This is a genomic window from Catalinimonas locisalis, assembly GCF_038039535.1.
In the GTDB taxonomy this organism is placed as follows: Bacteria; Bacteroidota; Bacteroidia; order Cytophagales; family Cyclobacteriaceae; genus Catalinimonas.
Genome location: NZ_JBBPHP010000001.1, coordinates 1 through 26,396 on the forward strand (window position 1 = coordinate 1; position 26,396 = coordinate 26,396).

21 protein-coding genes are annotated in these 26,396 nt (G+C 40.5%); 14 read left to right on the top strand and 7 right to left on the bottom strand.

All coding sequences use genetic code 11. The features are described 5' to 3' along the window. Positions 1-327 precede the first annotated feature (327 nt). Positions 328-1,956, bottom strand: a complete 1,629-nt coding sequence (locus WJR50_RS00005; protein ID WP_341291146.1) for a S41 family peptidase — start codon at positions 1,954-1,956, stop codon at positions 328-330. A gap of 239 nt (positions 1,957-2,195) precedes the next feature. Here WJR50_RS00005 and WJR50_RS00010 point away from each other — a divergent pair, with 239 nt between their 5' ends. Genes WJR50_RS00010 through WJR50_RS00030 form a run of 5 tightly spaced genes read left to right on the top strand, consistent with a single transcriptional unit; the run spans position 2,196 to position 5,900 of the window. Next, complete coding sequence (locus tag WJR50_RS00010) at positions 2,196-2,942, top strand: iron-sulfur cluster repair di-iron protein (RefSeq protein ID WP_341291147.1); 747 nt, start codon at positions 2,196-2,198, stop codon at positions 2,940-2,942. Then, entirely contained in the window at positions 2,943-3,359 is a 417-nt protein-coding gene (gene ruvX, locus WJR50_RS00015; RefSeq protein WP_341291148.1) for a Holliday junction resolvase RuvX, read from the top strand. A gap of 3 nt (positions 3,360-3,362) precedes the next feature. Continuing rightward, a complete protein-coding gene (gene def / locus WJR50_RS00020; RefSeq protein WP_341291149.1) occupies positions 3,363-3,929 on the top strand; it encodes a peptide deformylase in 567 nt (188 codons plus the stop codon). 4 nt (positions 3,930-3,933) lie between these two features. Then, positions 3,934-5,097, top strand: coding sequence for a methionine aminotransferase (locus WJR50_RS00025; RefSeq protein ID WP_341291150.1), 1,164 nt, complete (start codon positions 3,934-3,936; stop codon positions 5,095-5,097). Beyond that, positions 5,094-5,900, top strand: a complete 807-nt coding sequence (locus tag WJR50_RS00030) for an amidohydrolase (RefSeq protein ID WP_341291151.1) — start codon at positions 5,094-5,096, stop codon at positions 5,898-5,900. Before WJR50_RS00025 ends, WJR50_RS00030 begins: the two co-directional genes overlap by 4 nt. On the opposite strand, the gene WJR50_RS00035 is transcribed toward WJR50_RS00030, so the two are convergent. The 5 genes from WJR50_RS00035 to rpmH form a co-directional block, all read right to left on the bottom strand. After that, on the bottom strand, positions 5,889-6,284 hold the full coding sequence (locus tag WJR50_RS00035; protein ID WP_341291152.1) for a hypothetical protein: 396 nt from the start codon (positions 6,282-6,284) through the stop codon (positions 5,889-5,891). The two genes, WJR50_RS00030 and WJR50_RS00035, sit on opposite strands and share 12 nt — an antisense overlap. Beyond that, complete coding sequence (locus WJR50_RS00040) at positions 6,281-8,500, bottom strand: T9SS type A sorting domain-containing protein (protein WP_341291153.1); 2,220 nt, start codon at positions 8,498-8,500, stop codon at positions 6,281-6,283. Before WJR50_RS00040 ends, WJR50_RS00035 begins: the two co-directional genes overlap by 4 nt. A gap of 207 nt (positions 8,501-8,707) precedes the next feature. Beyond that, positions 8,708-10,369 (bottom strand): S41 family peptidase, encoded by a 1,662-nt coding sequence (locus WJR50_RS00045; RefSeq protein ID WP_341291154.1) that lies wholly within the window; start codon positions 10,367-10,369, stop codon positions 8,708-8,710. Between the two features lie 31 nt (positions 10,370-10,400). After that, positions 10,401-10,763, bottom strand: coding sequence for a ribonuclease P protein component (gene rnpA / locus WJR50_RS00050; protein WP_341291155.1), 363 nt, complete (start codon positions 10,761-10,763; stop codon positions 10,401-10,403). A gap of 126 nt (positions 10,764-10,889) precedes the next feature. Then, entirely contained in the window at positions 10,890-11,048 is a 159-nt protein-coding gene (gene rpmH / locus WJR50_RS00055) for a 50S ribosomal protein L34 (RefSeq protein WP_341291156.1), read from the bottom strand. Between the two features lie 205 nt (positions 11,049-11,253). Between rpmH and thrA the strand changes: the two genes are divergently transcribed. The 3 genes from thrA to WJR50_RS00070 all read left to right on the top strand — a co-directional run bounded on the left by thrA (position 11,254) and on the right by WJR50_RS00070 (position 15,405). Next, the gene (gene thrA / locus WJR50_RS00060; RefSeq protein WP_341291157.1) at positions 11,254-13,740 is read left to right on the top strand and encodes a bifunctional aspartate kinase/homoserine dehydrogenase I; all 2,487 of its coding nucleotides are present in this window, start codon (positions 11,254-11,256) and stop codon (positions 13,738-13,740) included. A 117-nt stretch (positions 13,741-13,857) separates the two neighbouring features. Further along, a complete protein-coding gene (locus WJR50_RS00065; protein WP_341291158.1) occupies positions 13,858-15,033 on the top strand; it encodes a thiolase family protein in 1,176 nt (391 codons plus the stop codon). A 114-nt stretch (positions 15,034-15,147) separates the two neighbouring features. Continuing rightward, on the top strand, positions 15,148-15,405 hold the full coding sequence (locus WJR50_RS00070) for a hypothetical protein (protein ID WP_341291159.1): 258 nt from the start codon (positions 15,148-15,150) through the stop codon (positions 15,403-15,405). A gap of 31 nt (positions 15,406-15,436) precedes the next feature. On the opposite strand, the gene WJR50_RS00075 is transcribed toward WJR50_RS00070, so the two are convergent. Further along, a complete protein-coding gene (locus tag WJR50_RS00075; protein ID WP_341291160.1) occupies positions 15,437-16,792 on the bottom strand; it encodes a peptidoglycan DD-metalloendopeptidase family protein in 1,356 nt (451 codons plus the stop codon). A gap of 511 nt (positions 16,793-17,303) precedes the next feature. Here WJR50_RS00075 and WJR50_RS00080 point away from each other — a divergent pair. The 6 genes from WJR50_RS00080 to WJR50_RS00105 all read left to right on the top strand — a co-directional run bounded on the left by WJR50_RS00080 (position 17,304) and on the right by WJR50_RS00105 (position 26,375). Beyond that, entirely contained in the window at positions 17,304-20,051 is a 2,748-nt protein-coding gene (locus tag WJR50_RS00080) for a 2-oxoglutarate dehydrogenase E1 component (protein ID WP_341291161.1), read from the top strand. A 40-nt stretch (positions 20,052-20,091) separates the two neighbouring features. Then, positions 20,092-21,723, top strand: coding sequence for a 2-oxoglutarate dehydrogenase complex dihydrolipoyllysine-residue succinyltransferase (odhB, locus tag WJR50_RS00085; RefSeq protein WP_341291162.1), 1,632 nt, complete (start codon positions 20,092-20,094; stop codon positions 21,721-21,723). Between the two features lie 93 nt (positions 21,724-21,816). Beyond that, a complete protein-coding gene (locus WJR50_RS00090) occupies positions 21,817-22,230 on the top strand; it encodes a hypothetical protein (protein ID WP_341291163.1) in 414 nt (137 codons plus the stop codon). A gap of 180 nt (positions 22,231-22,410) precedes the next feature. Beyond that, positions 22,411-23,814 carry a dihydrolipoyl dehydrogenase gene (gene lpdA / locus WJR50_RS00095; RefSeq protein WP_341291164.1) on the top strand — a complete coding sequence of 468 codons (1,404 nt, stop codon included), beginning with the start codon at positions 22,411-22,413 and terminating at the stop codon, positions 23,812-23,814. Between the two features lie 85 nt (positions 23,815-23,899). After that, the gene (locus WJR50_RS00100; RefSeq protein WP_341291165.1) at positions 23,900-25,198 is read left to right on the top strand and encodes a serine hydrolase; all 1,299 of its coding nucleotides are present in this window, start codon (positions 23,900-23,902) and stop codon (positions 25,196-25,198) included. Further along, positions 25,176-26,375, top strand: a complete 1,200-nt coding sequence (locus WJR50_RS00105; protein WP_341291166.1) for a C40 family peptidase — start codon at positions 25,176-25,178, stop codon at positions 26,373-26,375. The genes WJR50_RS00100 and WJR50_RS00105 overlap by 23 nt, the downstream gene beginning before the upstream one ends. The last annotated feature ends 21 nt before the right edge of the window (positions 26,376-26,396 follow it).

Below are 26,396 nucleotides of genomic sequence, written 5' to 3' on the forward strand. Positions count from 1 at the left end.
TTTTTCTCCCTTCCCTTTCTCGCGATTGGGATGACAAAGGTCTGAATATCTTTCCCAATTACCAAAACTTTTTTGAAGTTTTTTTTTCAAATCTTCTTTAAAATTTTGATGCAAATTTTAACAGCTTGAAAAGGAAAGATTATCAAAAAAGAGAAAGATGTAGTTGGATAAACTATAAACTCTCTGGTGTATTGAGGCTTCTTTTAAGCCTCAACCCCTTGCTTTATTGCTGAAGGGAGCGCAAAGGTAAGAAGCTTTTTTTTAAATGCAAAAGGGCTTGAGAAAATTTTCTCAAGCCCTTAAATTTTTTTACTAAAATTTTCCTAATTAGCGACTCGCCAGCTCTTCTGCTTCGTCAAATAAATTCAAAGCACGCTGAAATATTTCGTTCTCTTCATAAATGATTTGGTAAAATTCATCATTCCCCCATGCGCTTCGTGCCACCCAAGCTTTTATTCTTGTTCTAAGAAGGTCTTTACTGTTTTCTAACTCTTCCTTAGTAAAGTCAATATCTGCTTTTTTGGCCATCTCTGTCAAATCATTCAGCATTTCATCAGAAACCGCGAAATTCTTATAGTATTTTTTATAGCTCATTTTCTCCAGTTCCTTCTTATGGTTTTCATAGTAAAGAAGAGTGTACTCGCGAAACACATTGGTAGTCACCAGCTGGCTAAAGAAATTGCCGACATTTTCAGTAGTGTCCAGTGGAATAAAATAGTCAGGCATAATTCCACCGCCTCCATATACTGTTCTTCCTTTTAAAGTTTTAAACTTCAGGGAATCATTAAAGTGGATACTGTCTTTAGAAAAGAGTTCTCCATGTTTAAACCTATTATAAAGATCCTGGCTATATTCTTCATAGCCACTTTCATAAGGTTTTTGAATAGAACGTCCGCTTGGTGTATAATAACGGGAGATAGTAAGCCTCAATTCTGAACCATCTTCAAGAGGGATCGGCATCTGTACCAATCCCTTGCCAAATGATCTTCTCCCTACAATTAATGCACGGTCATTATCTTGTAAAGCTCCTGCTACAATTTCGGATGCAGAAGCACTGCCTTCATCAATGAGTACAATCACCGGATTATTCTCAAAAATTCCATCTTTATAAGCACGTGCTTCAGAATTGTACCTTGGCTGCTTACCTTCGGTATAGACGATCATTTTATTTCCTGCAAGAAGCTCATCAACCATATTGATCGCTCTATCCATATATCCACCAGGGTTATGTTGTAAGTCTAAGATCAATTTTTTCATACCTTGAGACTTCAACTCTGAAAGGGCTTCTTTAAACTCATCATAGGTAGTAGCGGCAAAGCGGCTTACCTTGATATAACCAATTTCATCATTTACCATGTAGCTAGCATCTACCGATTCCTGAGGAATTTTATCCCTGACAATAGTAAAGTCTTTTAATTCTTTGGCTCCTCTGCGCTTTACGCTTACATCAACTTTGCTACCTTTGGGTCCCCGTAGAAGTTCAAATACATCCTGATTGTCAATACCTACCCCTGCTACTGTTTCTCCATCTACCTTAACAATCTTATCTCCACTCACTAACCCTACTTCTTCTGAAGGACCTCCACTAAGCGGCGCCACTACATAAATTGTATCCTTAATAATATTGAATTCTATACCAATTCCTTCAAACTCTCCTTCAAGCTGAGACTTGGCGATTTCTAACTCTTCAGCAGGAATATATACTGAGTGTGGATCTAGCTCTTCCAACATTTTGGTAATTGCAGTTTCTACCAACTCATCAGTATTTACCTGATCAACATAATCGCGTTGGATATATGTAAGGATATCTTTAAATTTCAGATAACTACTAATAAGGTTATTAGAAGAATTATCACCACCTGCCATGGTTGCTCCTATCAATATTCCTGCAGCTACTGCCAGAGTAATGAAAATGGGAAGGCGTATCTGAAAATCAGAGTTTTTATTTTTACTCACAGTATTGAGATTTAAAAGTATTCACGACTAAATTATCATAGGCCATTTGCCCACTAAATAATTATTGCTAAAGCTATCAATTTAGTAATAATATACTAAATAAACATAAATATCATTCATTCGTTCTGTTAAGTTGTATATAAAATTACAAAGCATTAATTTTATATATTATGCTGTTTTGATTTCTCTCTGTTAATTTTTTAATCGCAGGGAAAATTTCTTATGAATACGAAATACTAATGAATATCGATACCAACAAGAGAATTACGGAGATTGTTGATGAGAACTATGCTTATGCATCAGTTCTTTATTACTTTGGTATCAAGTTTTATGACTATGATGAAAAGACTCTTGAGCAAGTTTGTATTGAGAAAGGACTGGATGTAAAGCATGTGATCAATAGCTTAGAGTCTGTCAATTTAGTCTCTGAAGATGAACGTCCAATATTGTCTACTTATCCTATTGATGTAATCGTTGAGTACCTTAAACATACTCATTTTATATTCATCAAAGACCGCTTGCCTTATCTTAGTAAGCTTATTAAAAATCTACAGATCGCAGAATACAAATCCATTATTGAGGATTTACAGTTCATTTTCCCTCTCTTTGTTGAAGATCTTATCTATCATATTTACCAGGAGGAAGACGAGTTTTTTACTTACCTCCTCTCTTTACAAGAGGCATTAATAAACCCTCAGGCTACCAACCGATTGTACTTTGATATGGAAAAATACTCCATTCAGGATTTCGCTATCAGCCATGATATTGATGATGATGAAATGAAGGGCATCCGCAATATTACGAATGGATACAATACTCAGGGCATTAATAGCCTTCATCTGCGAGTTGTATATGCTGAACTTCAACATTTTGAGCGTGAGCTACAAATACATGCTAGTATAGAAAACGAAATTTTGTTCCCAAAAGCTCTAATGCTCGAAAAGCAAGTACGTAAATTTTTTAGAGATAAATCCCGCATGAACTAAATGGGGAGAGTTATCGGAATTGATTATGGTACAAAAAGGGTAGGACTTGCTACTACCGATCCTTTACAAATTATTGCTTCTCCTCTGGAAACCGTCCGTACTCATCTGATCTTTCAGTATCTGCAAGAGTATTGTGGTAAAGAAGATACGGAGGCTTTCGTGGTAGGCATGCCCAGAAATCTTGATAATTCTGAAACACATGCAACCAAACATGTAGAAGGATTTGTTAAAAAATTGAAAAAAACTTTTCCGGCGCATGCCATCTTCTTGGAAGACGAACGCTTTACTTCTAAACAAGCACTTGACGCTATGATAGAAGGCGGTACTACCAAAAAATTCAGAAGAGAGAAAGGTAATATTGATAAGGTAAGCGCCACTATTATTTTACAATCTTATTTAGAAAAGAAGCATAGTTAAGAAATGATTTATCCGATCGTACTATACGGAGATCCTGTACTGAAAAAACCAGCTGAAGATATTGAGCCAGGGTCTATAGATGTCAAGCAGTTGAGTGAAGACATGTTCGAAACCATGTATCAGGCCAGCGGTGTAGGTTTGGCTGCCCCCCAAATCGGTAAAAGCCTACGTATGTTTGTGGTAGACAGCGGCCCCATGGAAGAAGAAGATGATGATGAGGGCTTCAAGCGGGTATTTATTAATCCTGAAATTCTTTCTTATGAAGGTGAAGAATGGGCTTTTGAAGAAGGCTGTCTGAGTATTCCTGGAATCCGGGCTGATGTGTCCAGATCAGAAGTAGTCACTATCCGGTATTTTGACGAAAACTGGGAAGAGCATACTGAAACTTTGGAAGATATGCCCGCACGTATCGTGCTTCATGAATATGATCACATTGAAGGTGTCCTTTTTACTGATCATGTAAAGGGACTAAAAAAACGTCTCATTAAAGGTAAGCTCAACAATATTACTCAAGGCAAAGTGGATGCTAACTATAAAGTAAAGCTTCCTCCAAAACTTGCCAAAAGATAATATTTTGAGTTACCCAATTCGTCAGCCAGAAATCCTATCTAAGCTTCCCAATACAGGGACTACCATTTTCACGATTATGTCTAAAATGGCATCTGAACACGGTGCCATTAATCTCTCTCAGGGGTTTCCTGATTTCTCAGTGCCTGATGCCTTACAGGAACTGGTGAGTAAACACATGCATGATGGGCATAATCAGTATGCCCCTATGCCTGGCTTACCTGCTCTGCGAGAACAAATCGCTGCCAAAATACTGAAACTATATCAACGAGAGATTAGTCCTGAATCTGAGGTGACAGTGACTGCTGGAGCGACTGAAGCTTTGCATGCCAGTATTGCTGCGGTTGTTCATCCTGGTGATGAAGTCATTGTGCTGGAACCAGCCTACGATAGTTATATTCCTTCCATACAACTAAATGGTGGAATTACTGTACCTGTCTCCCTTAATCCAAAAGACTTTTCGGTAAATTGGGATAAGGTAAGAGACAAAGTCAATGATAGAACCAGACTGATTATAGTTAATACACCGCATAATCCTACAGGAAGTGTTTTTTCTTCTCACGATCTGGAACAGTTGGCCGAAACAATCAGAGATACTAATATTTTGGTTCTCAGTGATGAGGTATATGAACATATAATTTTTGACGGCAGGCAGCACCAAAGTATGTTGTGTCATGAAGAACTGGCCGCACGAAGTATTGCAGTATTTTCTTTTGGAAAAACTTTTCATGCTACCGGCTGGAAAGTTGGTTACTGCATTGCACCGGCTTCCTTCAGTACTGAAATCAGAAAAGTACATCAGTATCTACAATTCAGTGTACACACGCCTACGCAATTTGCTCTGGCTGAATACATGGATACTTTGGATGGCTATCAGTACCTGGCTGACTTCTATCAGGAAAAACGTGATCTCTTTTTGAGACTTACACAAAACTCATCTCTCAAGGCTTTACCTGCGCAGGGTACATATTTTCAGTTATTTTCTTATCAGGATTACTCAAAACTACCCGACCGAGAACTGGCCGAGAAACTAACACAAGAAAAGAAATTAGCCAGTATCCCGATTAGCGTCTTTTATCACGATCAAACTGATCATCATTATCTGCGTTTTTGTTTTGCAAAGGGCAACGAAACATTAAAAAGGGCAGCAGAAATACTTTGTAGCTTATGAGCCAAATCTCCGATACCTTAAACATTAGTCTTATCCAATCTGAACTTTATTGGCATAACATAGATGCTAATCTCGCCATGTTTGAAGAAAAAATCTGGCAGATTGAGGGTAAAACTGATCTCATTGTACTCCCGGAAATGTTCAGTACTGGTTTTACAAACGCCGCAGCAGACTTAGCAGAGCCTATGAACAGCAAAACATTTCGCTGGATGAAACAGCAAGCTATGCAAACCCAGGCAGCAGTTTGCGGAAGCTTTATCGCCAGAGACGGAAAAGACTTATACAATCGTTTGCTGTGGATGCAACCTGATGGAGAATATGTGAGCTACGATAAGAAACATCTTTTCAGGATGTCTGAGGAGCATGAGATTTATACCGCTGGTACAGATAGGGTAGTGATAGAATGGAAAGGCTGGAAAATCAGACCATTAATCTGTTATGATTTGCGTTTTCCGGTCTGGAGCCGTAATGAAACTTATGCTGATGGAAGTCAGGCTTATGATCTTCTTTTGTATGTTGCTAACTGGCCAGCTCCCAGAGTCCATGTGTGGAATACATTACTGCAAGCCAGAGCGATTGAAAATCTTAGTTACTGTGTGGGCGTTAACAGGGTAGGGGAAGATGGAATGAATGTCTCTTATAATGGACATTCTGTAGCTTTTAATTTTAAAGGAGAGTTGATGAATGACCTGGGCGAAACTGAGAATATTGGGAAAATAGTATTATCAAAGTCAGACCTTAGTGCATTTCGTAAGAAGTTTCCTGCTCACCTCGACGCTGATCCTTTTCGCCTAGGCAAATAATCCTTCGGCTATCTTCATCAGTTCTTTATCGGTCGGATGCGCATAAAAATTTTCTCCTAAAGCTTTCCCCATTTTTTGTATCATTAGATGCTGACCCAGTAAAACTAGCTTAGCATAACTCGGTTTTTCTTTTATTAACACATTCATCAGCTTTACCAGTTTGTTGGGATTTGCATCAGGATGATGGCTTTCAAATACAATCAATATGTGCTCAGATCGCTTCGCTAATTCCTGGGCAAAAGAAATCATGTTCACGTCTGAAAAATTATCCAGTCCAAAAGTATTTAATTCCGGATATTGTTGCATTATCTGCTGTTCGTAAGCTGACTGGAAACTGATTTCCTCAGCTTTTTCGGCCATTTGGATACTCAATAATGCTTTCACTTTACCATCAATTTTCCTGCTCTTACTTTTCCCTGACTGTCCCAGACTCTTATCAAATAAATTCCTCTGGCCACACCAGCCACATCTAGGGTCACTTCCTGTACTTCATTTTCTGCTTCAAACTCCGCCAGCACCGCTCCATTCATACTGATCATTTGCAGCCACTTGATGGGATAAGCAGAGCGAACCTTCACCTGTGGATCCGAGAGGGGAGTAGGATTTGGAAAAACCAAGAGTGAAGAAGTTTCTCCACCAGAACTTGCGGAATAGCTCATTAGCCGAACACCTCCCTGAGGACTTCCTACGAAAATATAGATTTTGTTAGAGTTATCTATTTCGGCTGCCGCTAAACTTACACGCTTATCCATTTCCAGTTTGTTCCTTTGACCGCCTAAACTCACCAATACTGTATCTGCAATAGCTTCTTCTTCCAGTTGGGTAAGAAAATCAGGATATAAAAGCATGACTTCACTGGCATCACAACGCAAAAGATCTTCTTCTCCATCTCCTTCAAAATCATACAGCAGCACAGAAAGATTGCGGTTAAATATACTGCTGCTTATTCCTCCAGCATTCTCTGTGACAAGTTCCCAATCAGGTAGACCTTCGTTATTCTGGTTTTGGTAGTATTCCAGATTTCCTTCCCGTGTGGCAATGAAAACATCCAGACTACCATCCTCGTTCGCATCTATAAACTCAAGCTGATCAGCCGGATGAAACTCTAGGCTCAGGCTTTGTCTCTGCTCTGGCTCAAAAGTCCAGGGCATTTGCCCACTACTAGCCTGATTGACAAGCCAGTAAAAATTTGCTACAGAAGAAAAAGCATTTTCTGCTCCACTTACCAATAAATCCGGCAGGCCATCTCCATTAATATCTTCAAAATAGATATGAAGCTGTTGTAATTTCCACTGGCTAAGTCCCAGAAAGTCAGAAGTAATATAGGCATAGGAAGGCTCCGTGTTAGAACCTGTATTTTCGTAAAGGTAAATCCCTCCATAATACCCATCTTCATGTACACTTCCACGATGAGCTATGAACAAATCCAGATCACCATCCGCATCATAGTCCGCCAGAGTGGGAGCAGCATTTTCTCCTACATCTATCATTTCTGCCTGCAAAAAATTACGTTGTCTGAGCACAAATTCCGGTAATTGTGCAGTGCCAACATTTTCATAAAGCAAACTGGAATTCCTCATATCTTCGCTCCCTACAGTTTCTCCGCTTACGTTTGGTGCTATGATCAAATCTTTGAGTCTATCGTGCGTAGCATCCAGGTAGTAGGCTGCAGGAAAAGACATGGATAGCTCTTCAGGAAACTCTTCTGGATAATTGGTTGAAAAAGAAGTAAAGTGTGCTGCTTCCTGATTCCCTACGTTCTCCAGAAAATATAATACGCCACAGCCTTCATCACTACTCAAAATATCTTTATCCCCATCTCCATCCACATCAATAGCTAGTAGGGTTTTACCTCCCACATGCAGTTGCTTGCTATTTTTATTAGTACGATTATTATTAGGCCTACAGTTTTGACCTTCAAAAGCAAATTGTCCACAGCCACATTCTCTTACCTGACCCCAGCTATCATCTTTAGCTTCAAACTCTAACAGATTTTTATTATTATTTTCCACACTTTGATTTTGATAGTACTCCAGATTTCCTCTACCATTCACATTGTAGGTGATGATATCCAGATCACCATCTCTATCTATATCGCTGATAGCTGGAATATCGGAAGGATTGATCTGGATAGCTACCTCGAAGCCCGAAAAGCCAATAGTAGCTAAGGGATCAGCTACCAGTTCCCAGCTAAGTTGCTCATTACTATTATTTCTATAAACTGTAATACTTCTTTTACCGGAGGCTGTAAACAAATCCTGCCTGCCATCGCCATCATAGTCTGCAAATACTACCCAACTGCTGATATTTTCAGGAAAGCTAAAGCTATACTCAGGAGCATATATAAATTGCTGATTTTGAGAAAGGAAAGGAATAAACTGATCTGAGGTTCTGTCAAAGATAATTAAGTCCTGCTGGCCATCCAGGTTTAGATCAATATTATAATACTGTCCGGAGTTGAGCCCTCCTGCCCAGGGAAATTTCAAATTTTGATTTTCCTGACTTACTGCAATATCCTGCTCAAACTCAACAGCCCATTGAGCCTGGACTGAAAGCTCAAGCCTAAAAAAAAGCAGAATAAAAAAACTATACTTATACACTATTGTCTAATTAGCAATTTGTGGTCTCTGGAAAGATATTAGTTGCGAGGCGGACTATCCTGCAAATATATAACTGCTATCCATTAATGATATTTTACCTCATTACTCTAATGATGAAGATAATGTTTGTAAAACGCAGTTCATAAAAAAGCCGGACAGGGATAAATCCAGTCCGGCCTCAAACTTTAAATGATATGTAAATACTGATTAGCTATCTCCTTTTAGGATAGCCTTATATTTTTGTTCGTCGTTCAACACTTCCAGAGCAGCCTGTAATACTTTGTCATCATCAAATGAAGCTTCTATTTTGCCATCGCTCAGATAATAGCGAGATACAATCTCTTCTTCTAAAAGCTCTTTGATCTCATCTTTAAAGTTCTGCAAATCCTGATCTTTGTTATGCTGCACTTTTTTGCGCAAAGAAGTTATCTGACCTTCAATATCCTGATAATATTTTTCGTCTTTAGCACTTTCAATAAGATCATCAATAGTTTGTTCTACTTCAGTTGTATAATCATACTCTTTACCTTTGAGCCAAGTCACAAACTCCTCATATTCAGTATCACTAAGTTCAAATTTCTTGGCATCAGTGATTTCGGGATGAGAGTAGTAATATTCAGTTGCGTAATCAAAAAGCAGACTCTTCGTATATAAGCTGATTGAGATAGGAGTCAATCTGCCTGGTTTTACCTCAATATCAGGGTTAATTCCTCCACCATCATATACTACTCGCCCGTTCTTGGTTTCAAAAGCTGTTTTTAATGAATCTGCAATTTTTCCTACACTTCCATCATCATTGCGGTGGCTATAGTCAATTGCCTGGATACAGCGGCCGCTAGGAGTGTAGTACTTAGCTGTAGTTACCTTGAGCTGTGAATTATAAGTAAGAGGACGAGTGGCTTGTACTAAGCCTTTTCCGAATGTTCTTTCACCTACCAGTACTCCTCTGTCATAATCTTGTACCACCCCCGAAACAATTTCAGCGGCAGAAGCACTTCGGCTACTGGTAAGTACTGCGATAGGGATATCAGTATCTACCGGATTGTTAATTGCATTGTAAGCCTTATTCCAGTCGGTCACTTTTCCTTTTGTGCTTACCACTTCTGAGCCTTTAGGAATAAAAGCATTGGATACATTTACTGACTCACTTAATAGTCCTCCGGGATTATCTCTTAAATCAAAAACTAACTTTTCTGCACCTTCGGACTTCAATTTTTTGATAGCGTTTTCTACTTCTCTGCCTGCTCCAGTAGTAAAGTTACTAAGCTTGATATAGCCTACTTTATCAGTGATCATGCCATAGTAGGGCACATTATCAACTGTAATTCTTTCTCGCTTGATTGTAACATCAATGTCATCATCCTTACCATGGCGTTTAACAGTCACAGTAAGATTAGTATTGGCTTGTCCTTTGAGGAGCTTGCTAATGTCTTCTACGGTTTTGTCTTCTACATCTATTCCATCTACAGATAAGATTTCGTCTCCAATTTTAAGTCCACCTTTCTCTGCCGGAAAACCTTTATATGGCATCAGCACCATATTTTTACCGTTACGTTTTCCTATAATTGCTCCAATCCCACCATACTGACCGGTAGTCATGGTGCGGTAGTCTTCAATATCATCTTCAGGAATGTAGTTAGTATAAGGGTCAAGTGACCTGAGCATGGCATCAATCCCGGTTTTAATCAAAGTATTGGGATTGACTTCATCTACATAATAAGTGTTTACCTCTTTAAAGAGGGTAGCAAAAATGTCTAAGTTTTTAGCAATCGCAAAGTAATTGTCACCCGGACCTCTGAAGGCTAGCGTTCCCACTACAGCGACAGTCATCACAACCAGGGAGTATTTTCCCATTTTTTTAGCACTCATGAGCAATGGATTTTTCTTGATGGTTTGTCTCTTACTTCTTTAAACGATACAGCGATTCAACTATTTTAGTTTCAATACGCTGATATGAGTTTTTATCTCTAGCAATATAAATATAGCCAAGCAAAAAGTGAACTTCTCCGGGAAACTTGTAAGTAATTAGGTGTTTATGTTGGCGATAAGCTTCCCGCATCCGACGTTTAAGAAGATTGCGATCTACTGCTTTTTTGAAAGACCGACTAGGCACAGTGAACAGTACCTGATGCTGCTGTAGACCCTCAATAGGAAGGTAAATCAGGCGAATAGGGTAGTGAGTATGCGCTTTACCTTGTTTAAATAAACTCGCAATCAGCTTTTTACTGCTAAGCCTTTCATGCTTGGATAAGGTGTGGCGCAACTACGCGAAATTTAATCTGAGGAAAAGAATAGAATGTACAGCTCTGAAAATTAGAAGTCTAACTAAAAAAAGTGATAGTAAGGTTGACAAAAAAAATGAAGGAGCCAACCTTTGGCTGGCTATATTTTAACCTTTATGCTTCTTTTCGCTAGATACAGAAAGCTTTTTCCTTCCTTTAGCTCTTCTTCTGGCTAATACAGCTCTTCCATTGGCACTCGCTGATCTTGAGCGAAAGCCGTGCTTATTTGTTCTTTTTCTACGCGAAGGTTGAAAAGTTCTTTTCATAATTCGTCATTTTTTAGGGGTGCAAATATACTTTCTTTGTTTTTGAATTTCAAACTTTTATACCCCTAAAAAGTTCCTTCTCTTCTCTTATTTCTCTCAAAACACATTTTTTTACCTAAAAACAGATGATATTATGTCCAAAATAATATTCTGTATCCACTGGGATTTTATAACTTGCGCCCTCTGAAGAATATTTTAAGTGAATATGAAACTACTGAAGTTTGGAGGCACCTCTGTGGGCTCTGCCGAAAGTATAAAGACCGTAGCAGATATTGTAGCCACCTATCATCGCAATCAGGTAAAATGTGCTGTTGTAGTCTCCGCTATGAGCGGAGTAACTGATAAGCTAATTTTGCTCAGTGAAAAAGCAGCCAGTGGTGATGAAAGCTATCTGGAGCTTCTCAAAGAACTGGAGAAACATCATTTTGATACTGCCCGCACCCTTATTAATGTTCATGCCCAAAGCAGAGTTTTTGCTTACCTGAAAACGCTTATTAATGAGTTGGACGACCTGCTGCACGGCACGTTTTTGTTGAGAGAGCGCTCCCCCCGCACACTTGACCTTGTACTTAGCTTTGGAGAACGGCTTTCTGCCTATCTTATCAGTCAGTATATGAAAGAGCTGGGGATTGACGCGCAATTCCTTGACGCCCGCAAACTCATCCGTACTGATGCTAATTTTAATGGGGCCAAAGTAGATTTTGAGTCTACCAATTATAATATCTCTGAATACTTTGCCACAAACAAAGCTTTACAGATTATCACTGGCTTTATAGCCTCTACTGAAGAAGACGAAACTACTACCATGGGTAGGGGAGGTTCAGATTACACCGCATCTATCTTTGGTGCTGCGCTCAACGCTGAAGAAGTTGAGATATGGACTGATGTGGATGGAGTAATGACTGCTGACCCTCGTCAGGTGAAAAACGCTTTTTCTCTGGATGCTATTTCATATCTGGAGGCGATGGAGATGTCTCACTTTGGCGCAAAAGTGATTTATCCTCCTACTATACAGCCTCTGCTTACCAAAAATATTCCGCTTAGAATACGAAATACTTTTCACCGTGAATTTCCTGGTACCTTGATCAGCCGTAATCCTTACGCTATTTCAAATACCCCTCCCAGCAATGAAAAGATACTGGCAGTAAAAGGCATTTCTTCCATCAAGGAAGTAGCTCTCCTGAGCCTGCAAGGTAGCGGCATGATCGGTATACCTGGCATTTCATCCCGCTTATTCGGTGCGCTGGCAAGACGTAAGATCAATATTATCATTATTACTCAGGCTTCATCTGAGCATTCTATTACTTTCGCTGTAAGCCCGATAGATGCGAAAAGAGCACAGGAGGCGATGGATGAGGAGTTCTCCATTGAGATTGATTCCGGTAAGATTGATAAAGCTATTGTTGAAACCCACCTTTCCATTGTGGCCATCATTGGTGAGAATATGCGTCAGACACCCGGTATCTCAGGCAAACTGTTCAGCGCACTGGGAAGAAATGGTATCAATGTCCGTGCGATTGCCCAGGGCTCTTCGGAGATCAATTTGACGGTTGTTATTTCTCAACGTAATCTTTCTAAGGCACTGAACACTGTACACGAAGCCTTCTTTTTGTCGGAGACCAAGTCACTTAATGTTTTTATGGCAGGACTAGGACTTATCGGCAGCACTTTGTTAAAGCAAATAGCTCAGCAGTCAGACTATTTGTTTGAGAACCGCTTACTCCGAATCAACTTTATTGGAGTGATCAATAGCCGGAAAATGCTGATTAATGACAATGGCATAGCCCAGGCTAATTGGGAAGGACAGTTAGAAAAAGAAGGTATGGTAAGCGATATGGGGGTATTTGTCAGAAAAATCAAGGAGCTCAATCTGCCTAACAGTGTGTTTATTGATTGTACTTCTTCTGAGGATGTAATCAAATATTACCAGGAAATTCTTCAATCTGCTGTTTCTATCATTACGCCTAACAAACTTGCTAATTCGGGTACTTTCAAGTCTTATCTACAACTGAAACAAACTGCAATGAGGGCAGGGGTCAAGTTTTTATACGAAACTAATGTAGGTGCCGGCCTACCTGTGATACGCGTGCTCCAGGATCTTAAAGACAGTGGAGATAAGATTTTCAAAGTTGAGGGAGTACTCTCCGGTACGCTTTCTTATATTTTTAACTCTTTCCAAGAAGGAAGAAAGTTTAGTGAAGTAGTGAAAGAAGCCCAGCAAAAAGGCTACACTGAACCTGATCCTCGTGAGGACCTCAATGGTATGGATGTAGCCCGTAAAATCCTGATCCTTTCCCGTGAAGTAGGTCTATCACTTGAACCGGAAGATGTGGAAGTAGAAAATATTCTTCCTCAGGAATGCCTGGAAGCTCCTGATGTGGAAGCATTTTTCAGATCCTTGGAAAACGTAGACGAAAGCATGGAGAAAAGAAGGAAAAATGCTGCTCAAGCTGGCTGTAAGCTCCGCTTTGTAGCTACACTGGAGGACAGTAAAGCTTCGGTTAAACTGGAAGAGGTAGGGGAGAATCATCCATTCTATTCCCTTTCAGGAAGTGATAATATTATTTCTTACCATACCGCACGCTATAAAGAAAGGCCACTGGTTGTAAAAGGCCCGGGTGCCGGTGCGGAAGTCACTGCTGCTGGTGTTTTTGCTGAATTATTTAGCATCAGCAACTTCCTTTATCAGTAAGCTTATACAAAGCAGACTCCAATTCAGTCTGCTTTTTTCAGCTAAAAGTAGTATGCATGACGAACATTTTTTCTGTATATTGCGTCTATACATTGATTACCGAAAAACAATAATTATATGGATGCATACATAGTAGGTGGATATCGTACGGCAGTAGGTAAGGCCAAAAAAGGTGGCTTTCGCTTTACCAGACCTGACGACCTGGCAGTAGAAGTAATCAAGCACCTTACTTCCAGCATTGAAGGACTAGAGCCAGAAATGGTAGATGATATTATTGTCGGCAACGCAGTGCCGGAAGCTGAACAGGGCATGCAAATGGGTCGTCTGATTTCGTTGATGGCCCTCGGACGTGATGTGCCTGGAATGATTATCAACCGCTATTGTGGTTCTGGTGTAGAAGCCATTAACATTGCTTCTGCTCGAATTCATGCTGGCATGGCGGACTGTATCATTGCCGGAGGTACAGAATCTATGTCTCTCGTACCGATGATGGGCCATAAGACCGCTCTTAACTTTAAGATTGCCTCTGAGCATCCTGAGTATTATACCAGCATGGGTTTAACTGCAGAGGAAGTTGCCAAAGATTATAAAATTTCCCGCGAAGACATGGATGAGTTTGCCTATCAATCTCACATGAAAGCCATTAAGGCAATACAAGAGGGTCGTTTTAAAGATGAAATTGTGCCAATCAATGTTTCTGAGACTTATGTAGGAGAAGATGGTAAGCCTAAAAGTAGAAGTTTTGTTATTGATACTGATGAAGGACCTCGTGTAGATACTGATATTGAAACCCTTGCTAAGCTGAAGCCTGCTTTTCGCAGTGATGGAAATGTAACCGCTGGTAATTCTTCTCAAACTTCAGATGGAGCAGCTTTTGTGCTGGTTATGTCTGAAAAAATGGTCAAGCAGCTTAACCTTACTCCTCACGCCCGCATGATGAGTTATTCTGTGGCTGGCGTGGATCCACGAGTTATGGGAATTGGGCCGGTACGTGCTGTTCCTAAGGCATTGGAAAGAGCGGGCTTGAAACTTAATGATATTGACCAGATTGAATTAAATGAAGCTTTCGCGGCTCAATCTATTGCTGTTGTACGCGAGTTGGGTATTGATCCTGATAAACTTAACGTCAATGGTGGTGCGATTGCATTAGGTCATCCCTTGGGGTGCACTGGCGCTAAGCTAACCATTCAGTTGATTAATGAGATGCGTCGGCGTAAAGAAAAATATGGAATGGTAACTGCCTGTGTAGGTGGCGGACAAGGTGTGGCTGGTATTTTTGAGTTTTTGAGCTAAGCACTTCTCCAAACTTATTGATGAGCCGTAGCAGTTTGTTACGGCTTTTTTTGTCCCTCATTAATTTTTTTCCAAGTTTTTGAACAAAAGGAAAAATTCTGCCATCATATTGATATGAATTTTAATCAATACATCCGTCCGATTTTGGGAACCATAGCTTTGTTGTTAGGAATTGCTTTTTGTTTCATTCCGGCGGTACCTGTGCTGGGGATCGTGGGTTTATTTGCAGGAGCTTTTTTGTTGGCGCCTTATGTTCCCTTTTTTGCCAAGCTTAAAGAATGGGTAAAATCTAAGGACCGCTCAGGCAAAACCGTAGAGGTAGAGGATAAACTGGAAAATTTGGAAAATGAACAAATAAAAAAGGAGCGCTAAGGCTCCTCTACAATTACTTTACATCACCTGCTTACAATAGCCTTTCGTCTACATTCACAACTTTAAGACTGGTCTTAGCATTCGCTAAGATAAACTGTCTTTCCGGATAAGGCACTTCAAAAAGTTGCTCCATCAGGCCTTTCATATAGGTTTCATAAGTTTCACGATGCTCTTCAGAGATAGGCTCAGAAGGTGGCATTTCTATTTTTAAAGCATCTACCGCTTCTCCATTTTTCCAAACGCGATAATCCAAATGTGGGCCAGTAGATATTCCTGTACTACCCACATATCCGATGATATCTCCCTGCTTTACATATTTACCAACTCTAATGCCTTCTCCATATTTTGACAGGTGCATATATCCGGTAGTATAAGTGCTGTTGTGCTTTATTTTTACATAATTGCCAGCACCACCACTGTAGGTAGCTTTTGTAATTACACCATCACCTACAGCTCTAACGGGCGTTCCCCTCGGCGCTGCATAATCAATTCCATGGTGAGGCCTTCTCACTTTCAGTACCGGATGAAGACGACTGTGGGAAAAGCGAGAGCTAATACGAGAGTATTTAAGAGGTGCTTTTAGAAAAGCTTTCCTCAGGCTATTCCCTTTTTCGTCAAAATAATCTTCCTTGCCCCCCTGATCATAGTAAAAAGCGTAGAACTCTTCTTCTCCTCTTTCAAACTGTGCGGCTTTGATTCTGCCTACTCCTACTCGTTCTCCTTTGATCTGTACTTCTTCATAGATCATTTTAAATTTATCGCCTTTCTGCACCTTAAATAAATCAATTTGCCAGGCATATACATCGGAGAGTTCGTTTACCAGCTCTGTAGGAGCATCTGCATCACTAAGTGTCTGATAAATTGAATAGTCGATTACGCCCGCAAATGTCTTGGTCACAGTGTCTACAGGGTGCTGACCAGTAGAAATGCGGATTGAATCTGAAAGTTCATATACTACATAATCTACCCGTGAAGGCTCATAAATGAAGTACCGAGCCGTGCTTAATGAATCATTGCTGCATAGTACTGTGTAATTTCTGTTCGCTCTGATTTTTCTGACGTCAAATACTTGACGTGAAGCTTTGGCCAACTTATCAATTAAACCTAATGAGACATTGTACTGAGTTAATATTTGTGACAAAAACTGATTAGGCTCCACTGTAGCTTCTACTACTTGTAAAGTATCAATATTTAACCCAAATAACATTTTAGGTTCAGGAGGGACTATTACCTCTACCGGATCATTTTGAAGAGAATCTATACCTTGTGAGGCTACCTGGGGATTTGTGTACTCGGGATGTGAACTGAAAAGTTGATAAGCAACAATTACTGCTACAATAGGTATAATCAGAGCACTTAGTTTGGTTAGACTGAGGTTACTTTTCAAAATGTTTAAATTTTTTCTATTGTTTATCCTGTTTTTACAAAAATTTATTGCCTAGACTAACAAATTTACATTGTAGATACGAATTTTTTATCAGATCTAGTTCATTTCTTCAGGTTTCATTTACTATGTTTTCATACATCTCTGTTAAGCTAAAGTATAGATATTAATTTATTAATATTTCATCTTAAGCACATCTCTGAAAATTACAATTTAGTTTTTTGTGATTTAACTTACAACCCTCACAAAAATATTTCTGAACTCAATTTTTGAAATTATAATTATTTCACTAATGGATATAGCTATTGCAATATTGTTGTTCTACCCCTATCATATATCCGCTTTAGCTGCTACCTTATCTTGGTTAATTTCTAACTTTTTTACGCTTAATATGTTTTACTCTCTTGGCTTAATTTTCTGACATTCAATTGTATTTGCCTAAGCGAATACGCAATTTTACAATTATGTATTGTCTTTCTATATTTGTTTAAAATGAAAGTAACTTCTAGGGAGAATGGATAAATACTCATACATCTCAAATGCCGACGTAGGATATATAGATGAACTCTATAAGTCATACCAGCAAGACCCCGACTCGGTTGATGAAAGCTGGCAAAAGTTTTTTGAAGGTTATAATTTTTCTCAGGAACGCTTTAACGGACATGGAGGAAGCTCAGATACAGCCCTCCAAGCTGCGCTTGAAGAAGGAGAAATAGACGTAAGGGAGGCTAAGATTCTGCGGCTCATCCGCAACTATCGTAGAAGGGGACACCTGGAATCTACCACCAATCCAGTAAGAAAGCGCCGTGATCGTAAGGCTCAACTAGGAATTGAACATTTTGGCCTCACTGAAGAGGATCTGGATGTAGAGTTTGAGGCTGGTAAAGATCTGGGTATCGGAAAAGCTTCTCTTCGTAAAATTATAGATACACTACGCAGCATATATCTGGGCAATGTAGGTTTTGAATATACCTACATTCGTGATAGAGAAATGATGGAGTGGATCAAACAAAAGGCTGAGAAGACTTTTGTTACTTATGCTCCCAGTCAGGATGAAAAAAAGCGTGTGCTCAGTAAACTGAATGAGGCAGTAGTATTTGAGAACTTCCTGCACACTAAGTATCTAGGTCAAAAGCGGTTTTCCCTTGAAGGAGGCGAAACTACCATACCTGCTTTGGATGGAATTATCAATCATGCTGTAGAGAAAGGTACTGAGGAAGTTATGATCGGTATGGCGCACCGCGGCCGCCTTAACGTATTGGCCAATATCATGGGTAAAACCTATGAGCAGATTTTTAATGAATTTGAAGGTACAGCCGAGCCTGAACTGGCGCATGGAGATGGTGATGTAAAATATCACTTAGGTTACTCCAGTGAAATTACTACTGCCAATGGAAAGAAAGTAAACGTTAAATTAGCTCCTAACCCCTCCCACCTGGAAGCTGTAGACCCGGTTGTGGAAGGTTTTATTCGTGCCAAAGCTGATCACCAATATGGTAACGATTATGATAAAGTGCTTCCTATTTTGCTTCATGGAGATGCTGCCTTAGCAGGCCAGGGCATAGTATATGAGGTAGCACAAATGTCGCAACTGGAAGGGTATCATACTGGTGGAACAATCCACTTTATTATCAACAATCAGGTGGGCTTCACTACCGACTTTGACGATGCCCGTTCTAGTATTTATTCTTCTGACGTAGCTAAGGTGATAGATTCTCCTGTACTTCATGTAAATGGTGATGATCCTGAAGCTGTGCTATATTGTGTTAAGCTCGCTGTGGAGTTTCGTCAAAAATTCCACAAGGATATTTTTATAGACATGGTATGCTATCGTCGTCATGGCCACAATGAAAGTGACGAACCCAAGTTCACTCAGCCTTCACTGTATAACATTATCTCCAAGCATCCTAATCCCAGAGAAGTTTATAATAAGAGACTTATTGAGCGGGGAGATGTTGATGCTAAGCTGGCGCAGAACATGGATACAGAATTTAGAAATCTGCTTCAGGACCGCCTGAATATGGTGAAGCAAAATCCTCTGCCTTACGAATACCAGCCTCTTGAGCTAGAGTGGAAGGATATGCGTAAATCTAAGCCGGAAGATTTTGATTTGTCACCTGAAACTGGTATCACGGAAGAGTCCATTGAAAAGATAGCTACCGCCCTTACTACTCTGCCCAAAGGCTTCAAGCCCATTAAGCAGATTGAGAAGCAGTTTAAGCTACGCAAGGATATGTTCTTCAAGCAGAAGAAATACAATTGGGCAGCCGCCGAGCTGATGGCTTATGGTTCTATTCTTCTGGAGAACAAAATTGTACGCATAGCCGGACAGGATACAGAAAGGGGTACTTTCTCTCACCGTCATGCTGTAATCCATGATGCTGAAAGCAATGAGCCTTACAATAACTTAAACCATATTGATAAAAATCAGGAGCAGTTCAGAATTTATAATTCACTCCTATCTGAATATGGTGCATTGGGCTTTGAATTTGGTTATGCTATGGCTAACCCCAGTGCTTTGGTGATCTGGGAAGCTCAGTTTGGTGACTTTGCCAATGGCGCACAAGTAATGATAGATCAGTTTATCACTACCTCCGAAACCAAATGGCGCAGAATGAGCGGCGTGGTAATGCTTCTACCTCACGGCTATGAGGGACAGGGTCCAGAACACTCCAATGCTCGTCCTGAAAGGTTTCTTCAGTTGAGCGCTGACTACAACATTATTGTGGCCAACATTACGGAGCCCTCCAACTTCTTCCATGCCTTGCGCAGACAAATGGCGTGGCCTTTCCGGAAGCCGTTGGTAGTAATGTCTCCTAAATCTTTACTTCGTCACCCTAAGGTAATTTCTCCGGTTGAAGAGTTTACCCAAGGCAGATTCAGAGAGGTAATTCCCGATACCGTAGCATCTCCCCAAAAATCTGTTAAGAAGGTACTTCTATGTTCTGGTAAAATCTACTACGATCTGGAAGAGAAGAGAGAAAAAGAAAAACGTAAAGATGTAGCCATTATCAGGATAGAGCAGCTACACCCTTTTCCTGATAAGCAAGTGACCAAAGAGCTGATGAAGTATAAGTCCGCTAAAGTATATTGGGTACAGGAAGAACCAGAAAATATGGGTTACTGGGCTTATATGCTCAGAACATACCGTCAGGTTAATATGGAAATTATTTCGCGTAAGCCAGCAGCTTCACCTGCCACCGGTTATGGTAAAATGCACGGCAAAGAGCAGGAAGAAATTTTGAACAAGGCGTTTGCGTAAAAAAAGGTTATCTAACAATAAAATTCATAACCAACTTTATATGAGCTTAGAAATTAAAGTTCCCACCGTCGGCGAATCTATTACTGAGGTTACCATTGCCGAATGGACTAAAAAGGATGGTGACTACGTCGAGATGGACGAAGTAATTGCTGAACTTGAGTCTGACAAAGCTACTTTTGAACTAAATGCCGAACAAGCTGGCGTTCTCCATATCAAAACTGAAGCAGGTGAAACTGTGGAAATAGGAGCCGTAATATGCGAAATTGATACATCAGCCAGTGGAAACGGGAACAATGATAGTAAGGCAGAGAGTGAAAGCGAAGAAGAAGCTGAAGGCTCCGCTTCGGAAGCGCCTGCTGCGGAAAACAAAAAACAGGAAAAGACTGAGCAAGCTGAGGATAGTTCTCAAGAAGCCCAATCTATAGAAATGAAAATTCCTACCGTAGGAGAGTCTATCACTGAAGTTACTATTTCAGAGTGGCTCAAAGAGGATGGAGAGCAGGTAGAAATGGATGAAGTCATTGCTGAGATTGAATCTGATAAAGCTACTTTTGAACTTACTGCCGAAGCAGCTGGTACTTTAAGAATCAAAGCTCAAGCCGGAGAAACTTTAGAGATCGGAACCCTCGCCTGTGTGATTGAAACCAATGGACAGGGAGGCACGGGTACATCACAATCTCAAACTTCAACTGAGAAAGAAAAAACCTCCGCCCCGGCAGACACTAACGGAAAAGACAATGGCCGTGAAACCTATGCTACCGGGCATGCTTCTCCTGCCGCTTCCAAAATACTGGCTGAAAAAGGTATTGACCCTAAGCAGGTAAAAGGAACTGGCGTAGATGGCCGCATTACCAAGGAGGATGCTGAGAAAGCAGAAAAAACTGCTCCTGCGCAAAGCAAGCAGGCTACAACCGAAAAACCTGCCAAAGAAGAGCCTAAATCTACTGAAGCTGCAAGCACTGAAGATGGTAACCGCCAGCAGCGCCGTGAGAAGATGAGCAGTCTTCGCAAAACCGTTAGCCGTCGTCTGGTAGCCGCCAAGAATGAAACTGCGATGCTCACTACCTTCAATGAGGTAGATATGAAGCCGGTGATGGAACTTCGTAAAAAATATAAAGAAGCATTTAAGGAAAAATATGATGTCAACCTTGGCTTCATGTCATTCTTCACCAAAGCTGCATGTTTGGCTTTGCAGGAGTGGCCGGCGGTAAACGCTTTCATTGATGGTGAAGAACTGGTATATAATGACTATTGTGACGTTTCTATCGCTGTATCAAGTCCTAAAGGTTTGGTAGTGCCGGTGATCCGCAATGCTGAGGCCATGGCCTTTGATAAGATAGAGAAAGAAGTAGTAAGATTGGCAAAAAAAGCACGTGATGGTAAGTTAAGCATTGACGAAATGACCGGAGGAACCTTTACCATTACCAATGGAGGTATATTCGGTTCTATGCTTTCTACTCCTATTATCAATCAGCCACAATCCGCTATTTTGGGTATGCACAATATTGTAGAACGTCCGGTAGCTATAGATGGTCAGGTAGAGATACGTCCGGTGATGTACGTAGCACTCTCTTACGATCACAGAGTAATTGACGGTCGAGAATCTGTAAGCTTCCTGTATAGGATTAAAGAATTAATAGAAGATCCTTCTCGTCTGCTCTTAGGTATATAACTGATTGATCAAATTACATAACCAAGCCAGTGGCAAATAAACCACTGGCTTTTTTATTTGTTAGCAAATTGAGAATCAACTATTTAACAAGTTATGATTAAGAAATTGAGCAACTATCCTTTATATGCAAAGAGTATCATCTTTTTCTATACCGCCGGTTATCTGGTAATGATGTTTTACCATATTGATGAAGTGTTACAATTGGGTTTTTCTTCCCGGGATATTCCTTCAATTATCAATATATGGTATGATGCCTTAGGTTTTTTTATTGTACCTCTAACCATTATTTTACTTTATGTTCGTCCTCATGTAGGCCTCACTTTTTCATTGAGTGTGATGATGCTTACTTTTATTTTTGATGCCTTGATCCGCTACATCATACTGGAGGGCCAGTACGCAAATTGGTTTTACTATTTTGAAATGGTGTTTGCCATTCTGGTTCTGACCAGTTTCCCAATTATGCGTTTCTTGGTAAAACCTAAGAAATCCGATAAACACTTGGCATAAGCTGACCTGAGCATTTTTTTATAGCTACACATGAAGAGGTAGGATCAGACAAAGCTATTGGTTTTTTGTCTAAAGGCCTATTTTCCCTATCTCTACCTTGTAAATCTTTGTAATCACCTTAACTTTACGCAGTTTAACTGAATCATCTAAACCAATCATTTTTATAACTAATATTCACTTATGGATTTTGATGTAACCGTCATCGGCTCAGGCCCCGGAGGATATGTGGCAGCAATACGCTGTGCCCAGTTAGGAATGAAAACCGCTATTGTTGAAAAATACGATGCACTTGGCGGTACCTGCCTGAATGTAGGCTGTATTCCTTCAAAAGCACTACTGGATTCGTCCGAGCATTTTCATAACGCTCAGTCTAACTTTAAGGAACATGGAATCAAGCTTTCTAACCTGAAAGTAGACCTGCCTCAAATGATCAAGCGTAAAAACGATGTGGTAGAGCAGACCGTTGGTGGCGTATCATTTCTAATGAAAAAAAATAAAATCACTGTCCATACCGGAGTTGGTGCTTTCAAAGATAAGAACACTATTGTTGTTAAAGGCAAGGATAATAAAGAAACGGAGTTCACTACCAAAAATGTGATCATCGCTACTGGCTCCAAGCCTTCAACCCTGCCTTTCATCAAAATAGACAAAAAGAAAATCATCACCAGTACTGAGGCCTTAGAACTTAAGCAGGTGCCTAAGCATATGATCATTATTGGTGGAGGTTATATCGGGCTTGAGCTGGGTTCTGTATATGCACGTATTGGTGCCAAAGTAACGGTAGTGGAATACGAAAAACGCATAGCGCCTTTGATTGATATTACCATGTCCAAAGAGTTGATGAAAAGCCTGAAAAAATTAGACTTTGACTTCAAGCTTAGTCATAAAGTAACTTCGGTAGAAAGCAAAGGCAAAGAAGTAATCGTAAAAGCGGAAGACAGTAAGGGTGAAGAGGTTGAAGTAAAAGGTGATATCTGTCTGGTATGTGTGGGCCGACGTCCTTACACTGAAGGCCTGGGGTTGGAAAATGTAGGGATAGAGGTAAACAAGCAGGGTAAAATAGAAGTAGATGAACACCTCAAAACCAAAGTCGATAACATCTATGGCATAGGTGATGTGATCAATAAAGGACCTATGCTGGCCCACAAAGCAGAAGAAGAAGGGGTGTATGTAGCAGAATTATTAGCCGGGCAAAAACCGCATATTAATTACAAATTAATCCCCAGTGTCATTTACACCTGGCCTGAAGTAGCCAGTGTAGGCTATACTGAGGAGGAACTGAAAGCTGATGGGAAAAAATATAAGACGGGCAGTTTCCCTTTCAAAGCGTTAGGCCGTGCCCGTGCCAGTATGGACATAGAGGGTACTGTAAAAGTGCTGGCTGATGAAGCCACCGACGAAGTTTTGGGAGTTCACATCATCGGCCCGCGGGCAGCCGATATGATCGCCGAAGCAGTAGTGGCTATGGAATATCGTGCCTCTGCCGAAGATATTGCCCGTATGTCGCATGCTCACCCTACCTTCACAGAGGCGGTGAAAGAGGCATGTCTGGCAGCTACCGAAAATCGGGCGTTACATATGTAAAATTCAAGTTTTTAGGAACATATAGCTGCAAACGCTCTTTAATTAAAAGAGCGTTTCTTTTTTCAAAGAATCAATTTTTTAGCATATGAAACCTTTACCTTATATTTTTCTTTTGTTTATCGCCTTGGCTTATGGAGGGTGTACTTCCTCCGTTGAGGAGTCGGATAGTGGCGAAAATAATGAAAACAACCTGATTGTAGATATTCTTAGCAATAGGGAATCCCCGGTGATTGATACCGTACTGAATAATCCGGAGAAGTATCAGGTTCAGATTCTCTATACCCAGATTGACCGTGACGAAAATAACACTCCTACATTTACTGAGCATGCATATGGTGTCAATCGCAATACTTATTTCTACCCTGCCAGTGCGGTAAAATTTCCCATTGCGGTATTGGCATTACAAAAGCTAAACGAATTGGGCGTAGAGGGTTTGAATAAATACAGTACCATGCTGACTGATAGTGCATATTCAGGGCAGACTAAAGTGAGCTACGATTCTACTTCTGAAAGCGGTATGCCTTCTATTGCCCACTATATCAAAAAGATATTTGTAGTCAGTGATAATGACGCCTATAACCGTCTCTATGAATTTCTGGGCCAGGACTATATTAACAATGAACTTCATGAGAAAGGGCTGGAAGATTTACGCATTGTCCACCGTCTTTCGGTTTTCAATACCGCTGACGAAAACCGTACAACTAATCCAGTTACTTTTTATGATAATGCCAAAATTCTCTATCAGCAGGACATGGTCGGTAGTCGTAAAGACTGGGTAGGAGATGAGCCTATACAATTAGGAGAAGGTTATATGGAAAATGATTCGCTGATCAATAATCCTAAAGATTTTGGTCAAAACAATTATATTTCTGTAGCCAATCTTCAGGATGTTCTGAAGGCTGTAATCTTCCCCGAAGCAGTACCTGAAGAAGAACGCTTTGACCTGACCGAAGAAGATTATCAGTTTTTATTCCAATACATGTCGCAGCTCCCACGGGAAACTACTTACCCGGACTATATGGCCGATACTACAGAAAATTATTATGACAGTTATTCTAAGTTTTTCCTTTTTGGAGATACGCAAGAGACTATCCCTTCTAATATCCGGATCTTCAATAAGATTGGGATGGCTTATGGTTTTCTTACCGACAATGCCTATATCGTTGACTTTGAGCGCAATGTTGAATTTATGCTAACGGCTGTTATTTATGTCAATGAGAACCAGATATTTAATGACAACGTTTATGAGTACGATGAAATCGGGCTGCCCTTTTTGTCCGAACTGGGTAAAGCTATCTTTGAATATGAGCTGGCCCGAGAAAAGGAATATCAACCTGACCTGAGTAAATTTAAAATAACTTATGATAAAGAAGATAATAGCTAATGCACTCTACGCATTAGTCTTACTTGGCGCCTGCGCCCCTCAAGAGGAGCAAACGGATCAGCGACTTGATACGCTAAACGCTACCATAGAAGACATAAAATCAAATTATGCTCCTGATAAAAGAGTGGCTTTGTTTGATATAGAAGCTAAACTAAATGGCGACACCCTTACCTTAAAAGGAGAAACTGATCAGCCTGCTGCCAAAGAAGCACTACTTAGCCAGATAGCAGCGCAAAATGTTCAGCTAATAGACAGCATCAATACATTACCGGATGCTTCCTTAGGTGAGGATACATTGGGAGTAGTTTATATTTCTGTGGCTAACATTCGCTCACAGCCTCGCCACTCCGGGGAACTGGCTACACAAGCCACTATGGGCATGCCCTTGAAAATACTAAAGAAAGAAGGGGAGTGGCATCTGGTACAAACCCCTGACAAATACATCAGCTGGATGCAGGGAAGCTTTGTACCTATGAACCAGACGGAGTACGCTGACTGGCAAGCTAAAGAGAAGGTAATCTTTACCGAAATGTATGGCTTTGCCTACGAGCACCCGGTCAGGAATAATAACACAGTATCTGACCTTGTGGCTGGTAACGTGGTGGAATTGGTAGACGAGACGCCTTTTAGTTACGAAGTTCGCCTGCCTGATGGCCGCAATGCCTATGTGCGAAAAAACGAATCTGACCTTTTTGAGGATTGGGTAGCTGAGGCCGAAGCTACTGAAAACACAGTGGTAGAGACTGCCTTTAAGCTGATGGGAGTGCCTTACCTTTGGGGAGGAACTTCTTCTAAGGGAGTGGATTGTAGTGGATTTACCAAAACTATCTATTTCATGAATGGTAAAATACTACCCCGCGATGCTTCTCAGCAGGTTTATGCCGGAGAACTGGTAGATGAAAACAAAAACTTTGACCAGCTCCGTCCCGGTGATTTACTCTTTTTTGGTTATGCTGCTACTGATAGTACCCGAGAGCGTATTACCCACGTAGGCATGTGGATAGACGATAATCAGTTTATTCATTCTCCGGGACTGGAAGCCCGAGTCAAAATCAGTAGTGTAGATCCTGAGTCTGAGTATTACGATGAGTACAATCTCAATCGCTACATTCGTACCAAGCGAATGATCAATAGCCAGCAGGATATCATTGCACTGCGAGATGTGGAATTATTCTAGTACTTAACTGCTTTAGAGGAA